Annotated in this window: 16 protein-coding genes; 15 read left to right on the forward strand and 1 reads right to left on the reverse strand. The window is 70.1% G+C overall.

Features of this window, described 5'->3' with window-relative positions; genetic code table 11:
* Positions 1 to 48 precede the first annotated feature (48 nt).
* Entirely contained in the window at positions 49 to 2,256 is a 2,208-nt protein-coding gene (locus OHO83_RS35545; protein WP_330280281.1) for an elongation factor G-like protein EF-G2, read from the reverse strand.
* 269 nt (positions 2,257 to 2,525) lie between these two features.
* On the opposite strand from OHO83_RS35545, the gene pgsA reads away from it, so the two are divergent.
* The 15 genes from pgsA to OHO83_RS35620 all read left to right on the forward strand — a co-directional run bounded on the left by pgsA (position 2,526) and on the right by OHO83_RS35620 (position 17,816).
* Complete coding sequence (pgsA, locus tag OHO83_RS35550; protein ID WP_266668430.1) at positions 2,526 to 3,200, forward strand: phosphatidylinositol phosphate synthase; 675 nt, start codon at positions 2,526 to 2,528, stop codon at positions 3,198 to 3,200.
* Complete coding sequence (locus tag OHO83_RS35555) at positions 3,197 to 4,102, forward strand: phosphatidylinositol mannoside acyltransferase (protein WP_330280282.1); 906 nt, start codon at positions 3,197 to 3,199, stop codon at positions 4,100 to 4,102. Before pgsA ends, OHO83_RS35555 begins: the two co-directional genes overlap by 4 nt.
* Positions 4,099 to 5,259 carry a glycosyltransferase family 4 protein gene (locus OHO83_RS35560; protein WP_330280283.1) on the forward strand — a complete coding sequence of 387 codons (1,161 nt, stop codon included), beginning with the start codon at positions 4,099 to 4,101 and terminating at the stop codon, positions 5,257 to 5,259. The genes OHO83_RS35555 and OHO83_RS35560 overlap by 4 nt, the downstream gene beginning before the upstream one ends.
* Positions 5,260 to 5,358: 99 nt before the next feature.
* Entirely contained in the window at positions 5,359 to 5,904 is a 546-nt protein-coding gene (locus OHO83_RS35565) for a hypothetical protein (protein ID WP_100597002.1), read from the forward strand.
* Positions 5,905 to 6,061: 157 nt separating this feature from the next.
* On the forward strand, positions 6,062 to 6,967 hold the full coding sequence (gene pdxS / locus OHO83_RS35570) for a pyridoxal 5'-phosphate synthase lyase subunit PdxS (protein WP_116503359.1): 906 nt from the start codon (positions 6,062 to 6,064) through the stop codon (positions 6,965 to 6,967).
* Entirely contained in the window at positions 6,967 to 7,572 is a 606-nt protein-coding gene (gene pdxT / locus OHO83_RS35575; RefSeq protein ID WP_116503361.1) for a pyridoxal 5'-phosphate synthase glutaminase subunit PdxT, read from the forward strand. Before pdxS ends, pdxT begins: the two co-directional genes overlap by 1 nt.
* Positions 7,573 to 7,647: 75 nt before the next feature.
* Entirely contained in the window at positions 7,648 to 8,400 is a 753-nt protein-coding gene (locus OHO83_RS35580; protein ID WP_266566512.1) for a YebC/PmpR family DNA-binding transcriptional regulator, read from the forward strand.
* Between the two features lie 105 nt (positions 8,401 to 8,505).
* Positions 8,506 to 9,054 carry a crossover junction endodeoxyribonuclease RuvC gene (gene ruvC, locus OHO83_RS35585; protein WP_266668420.1) on the forward strand — a complete coding sequence of 183 codons (549 nt, stop codon included), beginning with the start codon at positions 8,506 to 8,508 and terminating at the stop codon, positions 9,052 to 9,054.
* On the forward strand, positions 9,051 to 9,659 hold the full coding sequence (gene ruvA, locus OHO83_RS35590; protein WP_266668418.1) for a Holliday junction branch migration protein RuvA: 609 nt from the start codon (positions 9,051 to 9,053) through the stop codon (positions 9,657 to 9,659). Before ruvC ends, ruvA begins: the two co-directional genes overlap by 4 nt.
* A gap of 52 nt (positions 9,660 to 9,711) precedes the next feature.
* The gene (gene ruvB, locus OHO83_RS35595; protein WP_266668416.1) at positions 9,712 to 10,785 is read left to right on the forward strand and encodes a Holliday junction branch migration DNA helicase RuvB; all 1,074 of its coding nucleotides are present in this window, start codon (positions 9,712 to 9,714) and stop codon (positions 10,783 to 10,785) included.
* A gap of 165 nt (positions 10,786 to 10,950) precedes the next feature.
* On the forward strand, positions 10,951 to 11,451 hold the full coding sequence (gene yajC / locus OHO83_RS35600) for a preprotein translocase subunit YajC (RefSeq protein WP_266566520.1): 501 nt from the start codon (positions 10,951 to 10,953) through the stop codon (positions 11,449 to 11,451).
* Positions 11,452 to 11,590: 139 nt separating this feature from the next.
* A complete protein-coding gene (gene secD, locus OHO83_RS35605; protein WP_330280284.1) occupies positions 11,591 to 13,372 on the forward strand; it encodes a protein translocase subunit SecD in 1,782 nt (593 codons plus the stop codon).
* Position 13,373: 1 nt separating this feature from the next.
* The gene (gene secF / locus OHO83_RS35610) at positions 13,374 to 14,504 is read left to right on the forward strand and encodes a protein translocase subunit SecF (RefSeq protein ID WP_266668411.1); all 1,131 of its coding nucleotides are present in this window, start codon (positions 13,374 to 13,376) and stop codon (positions 14,502 to 14,504) included.
* Complete coding sequence (locus OHO83_RS35615) at positions 14,501 to 15,049, forward strand: adenine phosphoribosyltransferase (RefSeq protein ID WP_266668409.1); 549 nt, start codon at positions 14,501 to 14,503, stop codon at positions 15,047 to 15,049. The genes secF and OHO83_RS35615 overlap by 4 nt, the downstream gene beginning before the upstream one ends.
* Before the next feature lie 169 nt (positions 15,050 to 15,218).
* Positions 15,219 to 17,816, forward strand: coding sequence for a RelA/SpoT family protein (locus OHO83_RS35620; RefSeq protein ID WP_329436069.1), 2,598 nt, complete (start codon positions 15,219 to 15,221; stop codon positions 17,814 to 17,816).

A 17,816-nucleotide genomic window follows, 5' to 3' on the forward strand; every position in this document is an offset into this window, starting at 1 on the left:
GGGGATCGGGCGGGCGGCCCGGCTGTCGGACGGCCGGGGTAGGGCCAACTATGAGACGTTCTGGGCCTGTTGGCGCATCCTGTCGCCCAGCTGCGAAGGCATCGGCTCGTGCCGCGCGTACGCCCGGCTGAACCGCCCCGTGCCGTGCGACAGCGACCGCAGGTCCACCGCGTACCGGCCGATCTCGATCTCCGGGATCTCCGCCCGCACGAGCGTGCGAGACCCCGGCGCCTGTTCCGTGCCGACCACGCGGCCGCGCCGCCCCGACAGGTCGCTCATCACCGCGCCCACGTACTCGTCGGCGACGAGCACCTGCACCTCGGCCACCGGCTCCAGGAGATGGATCTTCGCGTCCGCCGCCGCCTCCCGCAGCGCCAGCGCGCCCGCCGTCTGGAACGCCGCGTCGGAGGAGTCCACCGAGTGCGCCTTGCCGTCGAGCAGCGTGATCCGCACATCGATGAGGGGATAGCCCGCGGCCACGCCCTTGGCGGCCTGTGCCCGCACGCCCTTCTCCACGGACGGGATGAACTGCCGGGGCACCGCACCGCCGACGACCTTGTCCACGAACTCGATGCCGGAGCCGTTCGGCAGCGGCTCCACCTCGATCTCGCAGATCGCGAACTGCCCGTGCCCGCCGGACTGCTTCACATGCCGCCCGCGACCTGCCGACCTGTCGGCGAACGTCTCCCTCAGCGAGACCTTGTGGGGGACCACGTCGACCTGGACGCCGTACCGGTTGCGCAGCCGCTCCAGGGCGACGTCCGCATGGGCCTCACCGAGGCACCACAGGACGACCTGGTGCGTGGCCTGGTTCTGTTCGAGCCGCATCGTCGGGTCCTCGGCGACCAGCCGGGACAGGCCCTGCGAGAGCTTGTCCTCGTCCGGCTTGCTGTGTGCCTGGATCGCCAGCGGAAGCAGTGGGTCCGGCATGTCCCAGGGCTCCATGAGGAGCGGGTCGTCCTTGGCGGAGAGGGTGTCGCCGGTCTCCGCCCTGCCGAGCTTGGCCACGCACGCCATGTCACCGGCGATGCAGTGGGAGAGCACGCGCTGCTGTTTCCCGAAGGGTGACGAGAGGGCGCCGATGCGTTCGTCGACGTCGTGGTCCTCGTGGCCGCGGTCGGCGAGGCCGTGCCCCGACACATGCACCGTGTCGTCGGGTCGCAGGGTTCCGGAGAAGACCCGTACCAGCGAGATCCGGCCCACGTACGGATCGGACGCCGTCTTCACGACCTCGGCGACCAGGGGGCCGTCCGGATCGCAGACGTTCACCGTGCGCGCGTCGCCCGACGGGGTGGTGACCACGGGGGCCGCGCGCTCCAGGGGAGTGGGGAAGCCGCCCGTGATGAGTTCGAGCAGCTCGACCGTGCCGATGCCCTGCCGGGCGCCCGCAGCCGCGGGGGCAGCGGCGAGCACGGGGTGGAAGACACCGCGCGCGACGGCCCGTTCCAGGTCCCCGACCAGCGTCTTGTAGTCGATCTCCTCACCGCCCACATAGCGGTCCATGAGGGTCTCGTCCTCGCTCTCGGCGATGATCCCCTCGATCAGACGGTTGCGTGCCTCCTCGATGAGCGGCAGCTGATCGGGGTCCGGCTCGGACTCCTTGCGCTCGCCCGACGCGTAGTCGAACACGCGCTGTGACAGGAGGCCGACGAGGCCGGTGACCGGCGCGTGCCCGTCGGGCCCCGGCTCGCCGCGCAGGGGCAGGTAGAGCGGGATGACGGCGTCCGGATCGTCGCCGCCGAAGAACGTCTCACAGGTCCGCGTCATCTGTTCGAAGTCGGAACGCGCCGCCTCCAGGTGTGTCACCACGATGGCGCGTGGCATGCCGACCGCCGCGCACTCCTCCCACACCATGCGCGTCGCGCCCGCCATGGTCTCGGGCCCGTCGGACGCCGAGACGACGAAGAGGGCCGCGTCCGCTGCCCGCAGACCGGCCCTCAGCTCCCCGACGAAATCCGCGTATCCGGGGGTGTCCAGAAGATTGATCTTGTACCCGTCCCATTCGAGGGGCACCAGGGAGAGCTGCACCGACCGCTGCTGCCGGTGCTCGATCTCGTCGTAGTCGGAAACGGCGGTGCCGTCCTCCACCCGGCCCGCCCTGTTCACCGCCCCCGCGGTCAGCGCGAGAGCCTCCACCAATGTCGTCTTGCCCGATCCGCTGTGGCCGACCAGCACCACATTCCTCACGGACGCGGGGTGGTCGGCCGCCGTAGCCCTGCCGGCGGCTCCGGTGTGTGTGTTCGCCTTGTCGCCCATGCCTTGCCTCCCGGTTACTTGCACGGTGAGGTGGCACCCCTGCTGAAGAGGGGGTCCCATTGGGCGCGGACACGTGGGACCCGCGACGGCGGCTCCGACGACGCCCGCGGTGTCTTCGAGCTTTCCACTCGCGTCACGGTGCGTCCATACGTCGTACGTGATCCCCCGGGGCACGCGGGTGCCCGTAGGCCGACCACGCGCGCGCGTGACTACGATGGGCCAGCCGGTAGCCAGAAGGGCCGCGCGGCCATCCGACCCTCGGGAAGGCCATGCTGAACAAGTACGCGCGTGCATTCTTCACGCGTGTCCTCACACCGTTCGCCGCGTTTCTCATCCGTCGCGGGGTCAGCCCCGACGCGGTCACGCTCCTCGGTACGGCCGGGGTCGTGGCGGGCGCGCTGGTCTTCTTCCCCCGCGGGGAGTTCTTCTGGGGCACGATCGTCATCACGCTGTTCGTGTTCTCGGACCTCGTGGACGGCAACATGGCGCGCCAGCTCGGCCGCACCAGCCGCTGGGGCGCATTCCTCGACTCCACGCTCGACCGCGTCGCGGACGGCGCGATCTTCGGCGGCCTCGCCCTCTGGTACGCGGGATCCGGCGACGACAACATGCTGTGCGCCGTCTCCATCTTCTGCCTCGCCAGCGGCCAGGTCGTGTCGTACACCAAGGCCCGCGGTGAGGCCATCGGCCTGCCCGTCGCGGTCAACGGCCTGGTGGAGCGCGCCGAGCGGCTCGTGATCACCCTCGTCGCCGCCGGCCTCGCCGGGCTGCACACGTTCGGTGTGCCCGGCATCCAGGTCCTGCTGCCGATCGCCCTGTGGGCCGTCGCCGCGGGCAGCCTCGTGACGCTGATCCAGCGGATGGTGACCGTCCGCAGGGAGTCGGCGGAGGCCGACGCGGAGGCCGCCGCCGAGGCCTCCCAGGAGAGCGGGACCGCATCGTGAGCAACGCGCGCGAACGGCTCGTCGACGCCCTCTACGGAGCGGGCTGGAGCACGGTCAAGAAGCTCCCCGAGCCCGTCGCGGTCCGCCTGGGCCGCACCATCGCCGACCTCACGTGGAGGCGGCGCGGCAAGAGTGTCCTGCGCCTGGAGTCCAACCTCGCGCGCGTGGTGCCCGACGCCTCCCCGGAGCGCCTCAAGGAGCTCTCCAAGGCGGGCATGCGCTCGTACCTGCGGTACTGGATGGAGTCGTTCCGGCTGCCGTCCTGGAGCGCGGACCGGGTCAGGAACGGCTTCGACATCGACGACGTCCACCACCTCACCGACGGCCTCGCCTCCGACAAGGGTGTCATCCTCGCCCTGCCCCACCTGGGCAACTGGGACCTCGCGGGCGCCTGGGTCACCACCGAGCTGGAGACCCCGTTCACGACGGTCGCCGAGCGCCTCAAGCCCGAGACCCTCTACGACCGCTTTGTGGCCTACCGCGAGAGCCTCGGCATGGAGGTCCTGCCGCACGAAGGCGGATCCGCCTTCGGCACCCTCGCGCGCCGCCTGCGCGGCGGCGGCCTGGTCTGCCTGGTCGCCGACCGCGATCTGTCCGAGTCCGGCGTCGAGGTGAAGTTCTTCGGCGACACCGCGCGCATGCCCGCGGGCCCGGCGATACTCGCCCAGCAGACCGGCGCCCTGCTCCTCCCGGTCACCCTCTGGTACGACGAGTCGCCCGTCATGCGCGGACGGATCCACGCCCCCATCGAGGTGCCCGAGACAGGTACCCGCGCCGAAAAGACGTCTGTCATGACGCAGGCGCTGGCCGACGCCTTCGCCACAGGGATCGCCGACCACCCGGAGGACTGGCACATGCTGCAGCGACTCTGGCTCGCTGACCTCGAGGAGCGCCGACCGTGAAGATCGGCATCGTCTGCCCGTACTCCTGGGACGTGCCGGGCGGCGTCCAGTTCCACATCCGCGATCTCGCGGAGCACCTCATCGCCCTGGGGCACGAGGTGTCCGTCCTCGCCCCGGCCGACGACGAGACCCCGCTGCCGCCGTACGTCGTCTCGGCGGGCCGCGCCGTCCCCGTGCCCTACAACGGCTCGGTCGCCCGGCTCAACTTCGGCTTCCTGAGCGCCGCGCGCGTGCGGCGCTGGCTGCACGACGGCACGTTCGACGTGATCCACATCCACGAGCCGGCCTCGCCCTCGCTGGGGCTGCTCTCCTGCTGGGCCGCGCAGGGGCCGATCGTCGCCACGTTCCACACGTCGAACCCGCGGTCCCGCGCCATGATCGCCGCGTATCCGATCCTCCAGCCCGCCCTGGAGAAGATCAGCGCGCGGATCGCGGTGAGCGAGTACGCGCGCCGCACGCTCGTGGAGCACCTCGGCGGGGACGCCGTCGTCATCCCGAACGGCGTCGACGTGGACTTCTTCGCCGGCGCCGAGCCCAAGGCCGAGTGGCAGGGCGGCACCATCGGCTTCATCGGGCGCATCGACGAGCCCCGCAAGGGTCTTCCCGTACTGATGAGGGCCCTGCCGAGGATCCTGGCCGAGCGGCCCGGGACCCGGCTGCTCGTGGCCGGACGCGGTGACGAGGAGGAGGCCGTCGAGACCCTGCCCGCCGAGATGCGCGAACAGGTCGTCTTCCTCGGCATGGTCAGCGACGAGGACAAGGCCCGGCTGCTGCGCAGCGTCGACGTGTACGTGGCCCCCAACACCGGCGGCGAGAGCTTCGGCATCATCCTGGTCGAGGCCATGTCGGCGGGCGCACCCGTCCTGGCCTCGGACCTCGACGCGTTCGCCCAGGTCCTCGACCAGGGCGGCGCGGGGGAGCTGTTCGCCAACGAGGACGCGAACGCTCTGGCGGACTCGGCCGTCCGGCTCCTGGGTGACGCCGACCGGCGCGAGGAACTGCGCGAGCGCGGCAGCAAGCACGTGCGGCGCTTCGACTGGTCGACCGTGGGGGCGGACATCCTGTCCGTGTACGAGACGGTGACCACGGGCGCAGCGGCCGTGGCCACCGACGAACGCAGCGGACTGCGGGCCCGGTTCGGGCTCGCGCGCGACTGACGGGACGTACCGGCGCGCCACGCGCACAAACCGGTACGTCCCTCCCGTCGCGTACGCGGCTGATCGACGGTGCGGTGCACGGCTGTAGCCTTTGCGCCCGTGACCTCCACTTTGATCTGGATCGCGGTCTTCCTCATCGCGGTCGGCCTCTACCTGAGCTGGACAGCGGGCCGTCTCGACCGGCTGCACGCCCGGATCGACGCCGCCCGCGCCGCCCTCGACGCCCAACTGCTGCGCCGCGCCTCGGTGGCGCAGGAGCTGGCCACCTCCGGAGTGCTCGACCCTGCCGCCTCGATCGTCCTGTACGAGGCCGCGCACGCGGCGCGGCAGGCCGAGGAGGACCACCGTGAGGTCGCCGAGAGCGAGCTGAGCCAGGCATTGCGGGCCGTGTTCGGCGAGGCCGGGCAGATGGAGGAGGTGCGCGCCGCCCCGGGCGGCCCCGACGCGGCCGAGGAGCTTGCTCAGGCCGTCCGCAGGGTGCCGATGGCCCGGCGCTTCCACAACGACGCCGTACGGGCCGCACGCGCCCTGCGCAGGCACCGCAAGGTGCGCTGGTTCCGGCTCGCGGGCCACGCGCCGTTCCCTCTGGCCTTCGAGATGGACGACGAGCCGCCCGTCGCGCTCGCGGACCGGCCCACTACATAAGGGGCGGACCGGCCCAGCACGTAACACGGTGGTGACCGGGCGCATGTACGGAGAATGAGCCACCGGTCGGACATTGGCCCTTGATGTGGACTGGTCGCGGGGCGTTTCCTCTGTGGAGTAGCAATCCCCCTTTCTTTTCCATCGAGCGAGGTCACCCGTGTCCAGCACCCCCCAGTCCGTCGAAACCACCGGCACCGCGCGCGTGAAGCGCGGCATGGCCGAGCAGCTCAAGGGCGGCGTGATCATGGACGTCGTCAACGCCGAGCAGGCGAAGATCGCCGAGGACGCCGGCGCGGTGGCCGTCATGGCGCTCGAGCGGGTGCCGGCCGACATCCGCAAGGACGGCGGCGTGGCCCGGATGTCCGACCCGAACATGATCGAAGAGATCATCGAGGCCGTCTCCATCCCGGTCATGGCCAAGTCCCGCATCGGCCACTTCGTCGAGGCCCAGGTCCTGCAGTCGCTCGGCGTCGACTACATCGACGAGTCCGAGGTGCTGACCCCGGCCGACGAGGTCAACCACAGCGACAAGTTCGCGTTCACGACCCCCTTCGTGTGCGGCGCCACCAACCTGGGCGAGGCTCTGCGCCGCATCGCCGAGGGCGCGGCCATGATCCGCTCGAAGGGCGAGGCCGGCACGGGCAACGTCGTCGAGGCCGTGCGCCACCTGCGCCAGATCAAGAACGAGATCGCCAAGCTGCGCGGCTTCGACAACAACGAGCTGTACGCCGCCGCCAAGGAGCTGCGCGCCCCCTACGAGCTCGTCAAGGAGGTCTCCGAGCTCGGCAAGCTGCCGGTGGTGCTGTTCTCCGCCGGTGGTGTCGCCACGCCCGCCGACGCCGCCCTGATGCGTCAGCTCGGCGCCGAGGGTGTCTTCGTCGGCTCCGGCATCTTCAAGTCCGGCGACCCCGCCAAGCGCGCCGCCGCCATCGTGAAGGCCACCACCTTCTACGACGACCCGAAGATCATCGCGGACGCCTCCCGTAACCTGGGCGAGGCCATGGTCGGCATCAACTGCGACACCCTCCCCGAAACCGAGCGCTACGCGAACCGGGGCTGGTAATGACCTCTCCCGTAGTGGGCGTCCTTGCGCTCCAGGGCGACGTACGGGAGCACCTCGTCGCCCTGGCCACGGCGGACGCCGTGGCCAGGCCCGTGCGGCGGCCCGAGGAACTCGCCGAGGTGGACGGCATCGTCCTGCCCGGCGGGGAGTCGACCACCATCTCCAAGCTGGCCGTCCTGTTCGGGCTCATGGAGCCCCTTCGCGCGCGCGTGCGTGAAGGCATGCCGGTGTACGGCACCTGCGCGGGCATGATCCTGCTCGCCGACAAGATCCTCGACCCGCGTTCGGGCCAGGAGACGGTCGGCGGGATCGACATGATCGTGCGCCGCAACGCCTTCGGACGTCAGAACGAGTCCTTCGAGGCGGCGGTCGACGTACGCGGTGTGGAGGGCGACCCCGTGGAGGGCGTCTTCATCCGCGCCCCCTGGGTCGAGTCGGTGGGCGCCAGTGCCGAGGTACTCGCGGAGTACGACGGGCACATAGTTGCTGTACGGCAGGAAAACGCCCTCGCCACGTCCTTCCACCCCGAGCTGACCGGCGACCACAGGATGCACGCGCTGTTCGTCGACATGGTGCGGGCGAAGCTGGTGGCCGGGTCCTTGTAGGATCTCGGGGGGTCCCCCGGCCCTTGAGGCCAGGGGGAGTTCGTACTGGGTTGGTTACGCGAAGGAGACAGGCAGATGTCCGGCCACTCTAAATGGGCTACGACGAAGCACAAGAAGGCCGTGATCGACGCCAAGCGCGGCAAGCTCTTCGCGAAGATGATCAAGAACATCGAGGTCGCTGCCCGCACGGGCGGCTCCGACGTGTCCGGCAACCCGACGCTCTTCGACGCCATCCAGAAGGCCAAGAAGAGCTCGGTCCCGAACAAGAACATCGACTCCGCGGTCAAGCGCGGTGCCGGTCTCGAGGCCGGTGGCGCCGACTACGAGACGATCATGTACGAGGGCTACGGTCCCAACGGTGTCGCGGTGCTCATCGAGTGCCTCACCGACAACCGCAACCGTGCCGCGTCCGACGTGCGTGTCGCCATGACCCGCAACGGCGGCAACATGGCCGACCCCGGCTCCGTCTCGTACCTGTTCAACCGCAAGGGTGTCGTGATCGTCCCCAAGGGTGAGCTGTCCGAGGACGACGTCCTCGGCGCCGTGCTCGACGCGGGCGCCGAAGAGGTCAACGACCTCGGTGAGTCCTTCGAGGTGCTCAGCGAGGCCACCGACCTGGTCGCGGTGCGCACCGCGCTCCAGGAGGCCGGCATCGACTACGACTCGGCCGACGCCAACTTCGTCCCGACCATGCAGGTCGAGCTGGACGAGGAGGGCGCCCGCAAGATCTTCAAGCTCATCGACGCGCTCGAGGACAGCGACGACGTGCAGAACGTCTTCGCCAACTTCGACGTGAGCGACGAGGTCATGGAGAAGGTCGACGCCTGACACGCAGGCAGCACACGGGCCGACGGGACACACACCCCGTCGGCCCGTCGCATTGTCAGCGGTACCCGATAGCCTGCACAAACTGGCTATCGAAGGAGGGGCGGGGTGCGCGTACTCGGCGTGGACCCGGGGTTGACCCGGTGCGGTGTCGGCGTGGTCGAGGGGGTCGCGGGGCGGCCCCTGACGATGCGTGGGGTCGGCGTCGTACGGACCCCGACCGACGCGGAGTTGGGCCACCGTCTCGTCGCCATCGAGCAGGGCATCGAGCAGTGGCTCGACGAGTACCGGCCCGAATTCGTCGCCGTGGAGCGGGTGTTCAGCCAGCACAACGTGCGGACGGTCATGGGGACGGCCCAGGCGAGCGCGGTCGCCATGCTCTGCGCCAGCCGCCGCGGCATCCCCGTAGCCCTCCACACGCCCAGCGAGGTCAAGGCCGCCGTGACGGGCAGCGGACGGGCCGACAAGGCCCAGGTGGGCGCCATGGTGACCCGCCTGCTGAGACTGGACGCACCCCCCAAGCCCGCCGACGCGGCCGACGCCCTGGCCCTCGCCATCTGTCACATCTGGCGCGCCCCCGCGCAGAACAGACTCCAGCAGGCCGTCGCCCTGCACGCATCGAAACCTGCCACAGCACCGAAAGGCCGTATCGCATGATCGCCTTCGTCAGCGGCCCGGTGGCCGCCCTCGCCCCTGACACCGCGGTGGTCGAGGTCGGCGGCATCGGCATGGCCGTCCAGTGCACCCCGAACACGCTCTCCGGGCTCCGCATCGGCCAGCAGACCAAGCTCGCCACCTCCCTCGTCGTGCGCGAGGACTCGCTCACGCTCTACGGCTTCGCCGACGACGACGAGCGGCAGACCTTCGTGCTGCTCCAGACCGCCAGCGGCGTCGGACCCCGGCTCGCGCAGGCCATGCTCGCCGTGCACAGCCCCGACGCCCTGCGCCGCGCGGTGGCCTCCGGTGACGAGAAGTCGCTCACCGCCGTGCCCGGCATCGGCAAGAAGGGCGCCCAGAAGCTGCTCCTCGAACTCAAGGACCGGCTCGGCGCGCCCCTCGGCACCGGTACGGGCGTGGGCGTCCCCGTGACCTCCGGCTGGCGCGACCAGCTGCACGCCGCGCTCATCGGGCTCGGCTACGCCACCCGCGAGGCCGACGAGGCCATCGAGGCGGTCGCCCCGCAGGCCGAGGCGGAGGGGGGCACGCCGCAGGTCGGCAAGCTCCTCAAGGCCGCGCTCCAGACGCTGAACCGCACCCGCTGACCGGGCCGCGCCCGCTCCCCGCCCGAACCACCACCACCGCGAGGCACACCTCATGAACTGGGACGACACGACCGAGGCGACGCCAGACTCCGAGCGGCTCGTGGGCTCTGTCGCCGACCGCGAGGACCAGGCGGTCGAGGCCGCCCTGCGCCCCAAGGACCTGGGCGAGTTCATCGGTCAGGAGAAGGTCCGTGAACAGCTCGACCTGGTTCTCAGGGCGGCACGCGCGCGTGGTGCCACCGCCGACCACGTCCTGCTCTCCGGAGCGCCCGGCCTCGGCAAGACCACGCTCTCCATGATCATTGCGGCCGAGATGGGCGCCCCCATCCGGATCACCAGCGGCCCGGCCATTCAGCACGCCGGCGACCTGGCCGCGATCCTCTCCTCCCTCCAGGAGGGCGAGGTCCTCTTCCTCGACGAGATCCACCGCATGTCCCGCCCCGCCGAAGAAATGCTCTACATGGCGATGGAGGACTACCGGGTCGACGTCATCGTCGGCAAGGGCCCCGGCGCCACGGCCATTCCGCTGGAGCTGCCCCCGTTCACCCTCGTGGGCGCCACCACCCGCGCGGGCCTGCTGCCCCCGCCGCTGCGCGACCGCTTCGGCTTCACGGCGCACATGGAGTTCTACGAGCCGGCCGAGCTGGAGCGCGTCATCCACCGCTCCGCGAACCTCCTCGACGTGGAGATCGACGCCCAGGGCGCCGCCGAGATCGCCGGCCGCTCCCGAGGCACCCCCCGTATCGCCAACCGACTGCTGCGCCGGGTCCGCGACTACGCGCAGGTCAAGGCCGACGGGCACATCACCCGTGACATCGCCGGCGTGGCCCTCGGCGTCTACGAGGTGGATGGCCGCGGCCTCGACCGGCTCGACCGCGCCGTCCTGGAAGCGCTGATCAAGCTCTTCGGCGGCGGCCCCGTCGGCCTCTCCACCCTCGCGGTCGCCGTGGGGGAGGAGCGCGAGACGGTCGAGGAGGTCGCCGAACCCTTCCTCGTACGCGAAGGCCTGCTGGCCCGTACGCCACGCGGGAGGGTCGCCACCCCGGCGGCCTGGGCGCACCTCGGCCTCACGCCGCCCCAGCAGACAAGGGGCACAAGCGGACAACAGGACCTGTTCGGGGCCTGATCGCGCAGCGTAGTCGTGAGGTCAGGAACCCCGGTGCCATGTCGAGCGTTGTTCCTTGAGCGTGGACTCGCTTAGACTCCGCCGATGCCGCCCTTGTGGACGGCGTGCCCACCCCCATCCAACAGGCCGCTTACGTGCGCGGTCGTGCGAAGGAATTTCCGTCCCGTGAATATCGTGACCCTCCTCCCGTTCATCGTGCTCATCGGGGCCATGTTCCTGATGACCCGCTCCGCCAAGAAGAAGCAGCAGGCGGCAGGCCAGATGCGGGACCAGATGCAGCCCGGTTCCGGCGTCCGCACGATCGGGGGCATGTACGCCACCGTCAAGGAGGTCCACGACGAGATGGTCCTTCTGGAGGTGGCCCCCGGCGTCCACGCCGTCTACGCGAAGAACTCGATCGGCGCCGTCCTCGGCGACGACGAGTACAACCGCATCGTCCACGGCACCGAGAGTGATGACAACGATGACCACGACGCCCTCGGCGCCGATGGTGCGATCGTGCCGGACGACGCTTCCTCCCTCACCGAGACCGACGAGCCCGCCGGCGCTTCCGACGACTCGCGCATCGACCTCGGCAAGAAGGACGAGGCCGCTGCCACTGACGCGGCCCCCGAGGCCGACGGCGCCGAGCCGAAGAAGACCGACGGCGAGTCCGACGCGAAGTAGTCACGCCCCCAGGGCCGCGCGCGCCCGCTCGCGCTCCGCGGTCCTGGACGTGTGATTTCCGCACGGATTCTCGACACCATTTCATGGCCGTCCGGGCACGTACCCCGCTGCTGGACGGATGGAGAGGGAGAACGAGAAGGTGGCAGCACCCAAGAAGGGCCGAAGTCACGGCGCCCAGAGCAGGCCGGGCCGCACACTGGCCTTCATCCTGATCGCGATGGTGGCGCTGACCGGCGGGATGTTCCTGTCCGGCCACACCACGCCGCGCCTGGGCATCGACCTCGCCGGTGGTACGAGCATCACGCTCAAGGCGAAGAGCGAGCCGGGTCAGAAGAACGCGGTCAACCAGACCAACATGAACACGGCCGTGAGCATCATCGAGCGCCGCGTCAACGGTCTGGGTGTCACGGAGTCCGAGGTCCAGACCCAGGGCTCCGACAACATCATCGTCAACATCCCCAAGGGGACGAACGAGGCGCAGGCGCGCGAGCAGGTCGGCACGACCGCCCAGCTCTACTTCCGCCCCGTGATCACCGTGGCCGCCGGTGCGCCCACCCCCGAGCCCTCCGCCAGCCCTTCGGGCTCGGGCAACGGCAAGGCGACCGACAAGGCGACCGACAAGGCCACGGACGGCGGCAAGGGCAAGGCGTCCAGCACGCCGACCCCCACGCCGACCGCCTCCGCGACCTCGCAGGGCCGTGCTGTCACCGACGCCCTGAAGGCGGACACCTCCCCGACGCCGAGCGCGAGCGCTTCCGCGAGCGGCAAGCCCACCCCCTCGGCGAGCCCCACCCCGGACGCGGCCACGGCCGCGCTGCAGAAGAAGTTCACGGACCTCGACTGCACCGACAAGGCCGCCCGCAGCCAGGTCACCGCGGGCGTCAGGCCCGAGGACACCGCCGTGGCGTGCGGCAAGAACTCGTCCGGCCAGTGGGAGAAGTACATCCTCGGCCCCGCCGAGGTGAACGGTAAGGACGTCGACAAGGCGCAGGCCACGATCAACCAGCAGACCGGTGCCTGGGTCGTCAACATGGACTTCACGGGCGGTGGCTCGAAGAAGTTCGCGAAGATCACCAGCAAGCTCTCGCAGCAGCAGCCGCCGATGAACCAGTTCGCCATCGTGCTCGACGGCGACGTGGTCTCGGCTCCCAGCGTCAGCTCGACCCTGAGCGGCAGCGCGGAGATCTCCGGCAGCTTCGACCAGCAGTCCGCCCAGGACCTCGCCAACGTGCTGTCCTACGGTGCGCTCCCGCTCTCCTTCCAGGAGCAGAGCGTCACGACGGTCACCGCGGCCCTCGGCGGCGAGCAGCTGCACGCCGGCCTGATCGCCGGTGCCATCGGCCTCCTGCTCGTCGTGATCTACCTGGTGGTCTACTACCGCGGCCTGTCGCTGATCGCGCTCGCCTCGCTCCTCGTGTCCGCCGTCCTCACCTACGTGATCATGACGCTCCTGGGCCCGGCCATCGGCTTCGCGCTGAACCTGCCGGCGGTCTGTGGCGCGATCGTGGCGATCGGTATCACGGCCGACTCGTTCATCGTGTTCTTCGAACGCATCAGGGACGAGATCCGTGAGGGTCGCTCGCTGCGGCCGTCTGTCGAGCGCGCCTGGCCGCGAGCCCGGCGCACGATCCTGGTCTCCGACTTCGTGTCGTTCCTCGCCGCCGCGGTGCTGTTCGTCGTCACCGTCGGCAAGGTCCAGGGCTTCGCGTTCACGCTCGGCCTGACCACCGTGCTCGACGTGGTCGTCGTCTTCCTGTTCACCAAGCCGCTGATGACGATCCTGGCCCGCAAGAAGTTCTTCGCGAGCGGTCACCCGTGGTCCGGGCTCGACCCGAAGCGGCTCGGCGCCAAGCCGCCACTGCGCCGCACGCGCCGTGCCACCGGCTCTCCCGTAGGCCCTGTCGACACGAAGGAGGCGTGAGATGTCGAAGCTCGGCCATCTCGGCGCCCGGCTCATCCGCGGTGAAGTCGGCTACGACTTCATCGGTAAGCGCAAGATCTGGTACGGCATCTCGATCCTGATCACCATCACGGCCATCGTCGGCCTGGCGGTGCGTGGTCTGAACATGGGCATCGAGTTCGAGGGCGGCGCGGTCTTCACCACTCCGAAGACCAGCGTCTCCGCGGGTTCGGCGGAGCGCTCCGCCGAAGCGGCCTCCGGGCACGACGCGATCGTCCAGGAGCTCGGCACCGGCGGTCTGCGCATCCAGATCTCCGGCGTGGACACCGCCAAGTCCGACCAGATCAAGACCGAACTCGCCAAGGACCTGAACGTCCCCGAGGCGAAGATCAACGCCGACCTCGTCGGACCCAGCTGGGGCGAGACGATCGCCAACAAGGCATGGACCGGCCTGATCGTGTTCATGATCCTCGTGGTGATCTATCTGGCCATCGCCTTCGAGTGGCGCATGGCCATCGCGGCCCTGGTCGCACTGATCCACGACATCACAATCACGGTCGGTATCTACGCCCTGGTCGGCTTCGAGGTCACCACGGGTACGGTGATCGGTCTGCTGACCATCCTCGGTTACTCGCTCTACGACACGGTGGTCGTCTTCGACTCCTTGAAGGAGGGCACGAAGGACATCACCAAGCAGACCCGCTACACGTACAGCGAGATCGCCAACCGCTCCATCAACGGCACCCTGGTGCGTTCGATCAACACCACGGTCGTCGCGCTGCTGCCGGTGGCGGGCCTGCTGTTCATCGGTGGCGGTTTCCTCGGCGCCGGCATGCTCAACGACATCTCGCTGTCGCTGTTCGTCGGTCTCGCGGCCGGTGCGTACTCGTCGATCTTCATCGCCACTCCGCTCGTCGCCGACCTCAAGGAACGCGACCCGCAGATCAAGGCCCTGAAGAAGCGCGTGCTCGCCAAGCGCGCCGCGGCGGCCGCCAAGGGCGAGTCCGCCGAGGCCCCGGCAACACAGGGTGAGGGCGACGACTTCGACGACGACCTGTCGGACGACGACGAGGGCGCCGCGGTCGTCGGCCCCCGCCACCAGCCCGCGTCGCGCAACCGCGGCCGCGGCCGGCCCTCGGGGAAGCGTCGATGACCGAGCTCGCAGAACTCTCGGCGCTGCTCCACAGCCGCATCCGCGATGTGCCGGACTACCCGGAGCCGGGCGTGATGTTCAAGGACATCACCCCGCTCCTGGCGGACCCGTCGGCCTTCACGGCACTGACCGACGCCCTCGCGGCGCTCTGTGTCGCCAACGGCGCCACCAAGGTGGTCGGCCTGGAGGCGCGCGGGTTCATCCTGGGCGCCCCCGCCGCCGTACGCGCCGGGCTCGGCTTCATCCCCGTACGCAAGGCGGGCAAGCTCCCCGGGGCGACACTCAGCCAGTCGTACGACCTGGAGTACGGGTCGGCCGAGATCGAGGTGCACGCCGAGGACCTGGTCACGGGCGACCGCGTCATGGTGATCGACGACGTCCTCGCCACGGGCGGCACGGCCGAGGCGTCGGTGCGGCTCATCCGGCGCGCGGGCGCCGAGGTCGCCGGCATCGCCGTCCTGATGGAGCTGGGTTTCCTGGGCGGCCGCGAACGGCTGCTTCCGGCTCTTGACGGCGCCCCGCTGGACGCACTGCTCAAGGTCTGAACACCTGGTCACAGGCGTAAGGGCGGGCCCGGAGGAATCCGGTGCCCGCCTTTTGCGTTTGCCCTGTTGAAGGCCGTCCCACCGGCCGAAGGCGAGCGGGCGGCCCAGTGTCGATACCATGGGCTCTCCGGGACCTGAACGGGGGACCCGTCGCGCACGAGGAGCGCCGTTGCCAGACGAGGCCAAGCCACTCTCCCCCAGCGCCGAGCGCGTGGGGGTACCCACAGCCGCCAAGCCCGACCAGAAGGCCGACCAGGCCGCGGCTCCCGCAGGCGTGCCCGCGAAGCCCGGGAAGACCGGCCAGACCGGGCAGAGCTCCACCGGCACCCCGCAGGGCAGGACGGCCGAGCAGCAGCCGCGCCCCAAGCCCCCCGCCGGCAAGAGCCCGGCCCCCGGGCCCGCTGCCGCCGCCCCGGCTCCGGCCGCACCGCCCACGCCGCCCGTGGTGCGCCCCGCGGCAGGCCAGCCCGCCCGCTCCGGCTCCTCGAACCGCGTCCGCGCCCGCCTCGCCCGTCTCGGCGTGCAGCGCTCGAACCCGTACAACCCCGTTCTCGAGCCGCTGCTGCGGATAGTGCGCAGCAACGACCCGAAGATCGAGACGTCCACGCTCCGCCAGGTCGAGCGGGCCTACCAGGTCGCCGAGCGCTGGCACCGTGGCCAGAAGCGCAAGAGCGGCGACCCGTACATCACGCACCCGCTGGCCGTGACGACGATCCTCGCCGAGCTCGGCATGGACCCCGCGACGCTCATGGCGGGCCTGCTGCACGACACCGTCGAGGACACCGAGTACGGCCTGGACACCCTGCGCCGCGACTTCGGTGACCAGGTCGCCCTCCTCGTCGACGGCGTCACCAAGCTCGACAAGGTCAAGTTCGGCGAGGCCGCACAGGCCGAGACCGTGCGCAAGATGGTCGTCGCGATGGCCAAGGACCCGCGCGTCCTGGTCATCAAGCTCGCCGACCGCCTGCACAACATGCGCACGATGCGCTACCTCAAGCGCGAGAAGCAGGAGAAGAAGGCCCGCGAGACGCTGGAGATCTACGCTCCGCTGGCGCACCGCCTGGGCATGAACACCATCAAGTGGGAGCTGGAGGACCTCGCCTTCGCGATCCTCTACCCCAAGATGTACGACGAGATCGTGCGTCTGGTGGCCGAGCGCGCGCCCAAGCGCGACGAGTACCTCGCCATAGTGACCGACGAGGTGCAGAGCGACCTGCGCGCCGCCCGCATCAAGGCGACCGTCACCGGCCGCCCGAAGCACTACTACAGCGTCTACCAGAAGATGATCGTCCGCGGCCGTGACTTCGCGGAGATCTACGACCTGGTGGGCATCCGTGTCCTGGTCGACACGGTGAGGGACTGCTACGCGGCCCTCGGCACGGTGCACGCGCGATGGAACCCGGTCCCCGGCCGGTTCAAGGACTACATCGCGATGCCCAAGTTCAACATGTACCAGTCGCTGCACACGACGGTGATCGGCCCCAACGGCAAGCCCGTCGAACTCCAGATCCGTACGTTCGACATGCACCGCCGCGCCGAGTACGGCATCGCCGCGCACTGGAAGTACAAGCAGGAGGCCGTCGCCGGCGCCTCCAAGGTGCGCAGCGACCAGCCGAAGGCCACCGGCAAGGACGACCACCTCAACGACATGGCGTGGCTGCGCCAGTTGCTCGACTGGCAGAAGGAGACGGAGGACCCGGGCGAGTTCCTGGAGTCCCTGCGCTTCGACCTCTCGCGCAACGAGGTCTTCGTCTTCACGCCGAAGGGCGACGTCATAGCGCTCCCGGCCGGAGCGACCCCCGTCGACTTCTCCTACGCGGTCCACACCGAGGTCGGCCACCGCACCATAGGAGCCCGGGTCAACGGGCGGCTCGTACCGCTCGAATCGACCCTGGACAACGGCGATCTGGTGGAGGTCTTCACCTCCAAGGCGGCCGGCGCCGGGCCCTCGCGGGACTGGCTGGGCTTCGTCAAGTCGCCCCGCGCGCGCAACAAGATCCGCGCCTGGTTCTCCAAGGAGCGCCGCGACGAAGCGATCGAGCAGGGCAAGGACGCCATCGCGCGGGCCATGCGCAAGCAGAACCTGCCGATCCAGCGCATCCTGACGGGCGACTCCCTCGTCACGCTCGCGCACGAGATGCGCTACCCCGACATCTCGTCCCTGTACGCGGCGATCGGCGAAGGCCACGTCACCGCGCAGAGCGTCGTCCAGAAGCTCGTGCAGGCCCTCGGCGGCGAGGAGGCCGCCAACGAGGACATCGCCGAGAGCGCACCCCCGTCGCGCGGCCGCAAGCGCCGTGCGAACGCCGATCCAGGCGTGGTCGTCAAGGGCGTCGACGACGTGTGGGTCAAGCTGGCCCGCTGCTGTACGCCCGTCCCCGGCGACCCCATCATCGGCTTCGTCACGCGCGGCAGCGGAGTCTCGGTGCACCGCAGCGACTGTGTGAACGTCGAGTCGCTGTCCCGCGAGCCCGAGCGGATCCTCGAGGTCGAGTGGGCACCCACGCAGTCCTCGGTCTTCCTGGTCGCCATACAGGTGGAGGCCCTCGATCGCTCGCGACTGCTCTCGGACGTCACCAGGGTCCTGTCCGACCAGCACGTCAACATCCTGTCCGCGGCCGTGCAGACGTCCCGCGACCGGGTGGCCACCTCCCGCTTCACCTTCGAGATGGGCGACCCCAAGCACCTCGGTCACGTCCTGAAGGCGGTCAGGGGAGTGGAGGGCGTCTACGACGTCTACCGCGTGACGTCGGCACGCAGGCCGTAG

It is taken from the genome of Streptomyces sp. NBC_00569 (assembly GCF_036345255.1).
Classification (GTDB): domain Bacteria; phylum Actinomycetota; class Actinomycetes; order Streptomycetales; family Streptomycetaceae; genus Streptomyces.

Excerpts from the sequence above, each read along its gene's own strand:
- ruvA (WP_266668418.1), top strand. The coding sequence starts at position 9,051 with ATGATCGCCTTCGTCAGCGGCCCGGTGGCCGCCCTCGCCCCTGACACC.
- OHO83_RS35580 (WP_266566512.1), top strand. The coding sequence starts at position 7,648 with ATGTCCGGCCACTCTAAATGGGCTACGACGAAGCACAAGAAGGCCGTG.
- OHO83_RS35545 (WP_330280281.1), bottom strand. The coding sequence starts at position 2,256 with ATGGGCGACAAGGCGAACACACACACCGGAGCCGCCGGCAGGGCTACG.
- pdxT (WP_116503361.1), top strand. The coding sequence starts at position 6,967 with ATGACCTCTCCCGTAGTGGGCGTCCTTGCGCTCCAGGGCGACGTACGG.
- secF (WP_266668411.1), top strand. The coding sequence starts at position 13,374 with ATGTCGAAGCTCGGCCATCTCGGCGCCCGGCTCATCCGCGGTGAAGTC.
- ruvB (WP_266668416.1), top strand. The coding sequence starts at position 9,712 with ATGAACTGGGACGACACGACCGAGGCGACGCCAGACTCCGAGCGGCTC.
- OHO83_RS35615 (WP_266668409.1), top strand. The coding sequence starts at position 14,501 with ATGACCGAGCTCGCAGAACTCTCGGCGCTGCTCCACAGCCGCATCCGC.
- pgsA (WP_266668430.1), top strand. The coding sequence starts at position 2,526 with ATGCTGAACAAGTACGCGCGTGCATTCTTCACGCGTGTCCTCACACCG.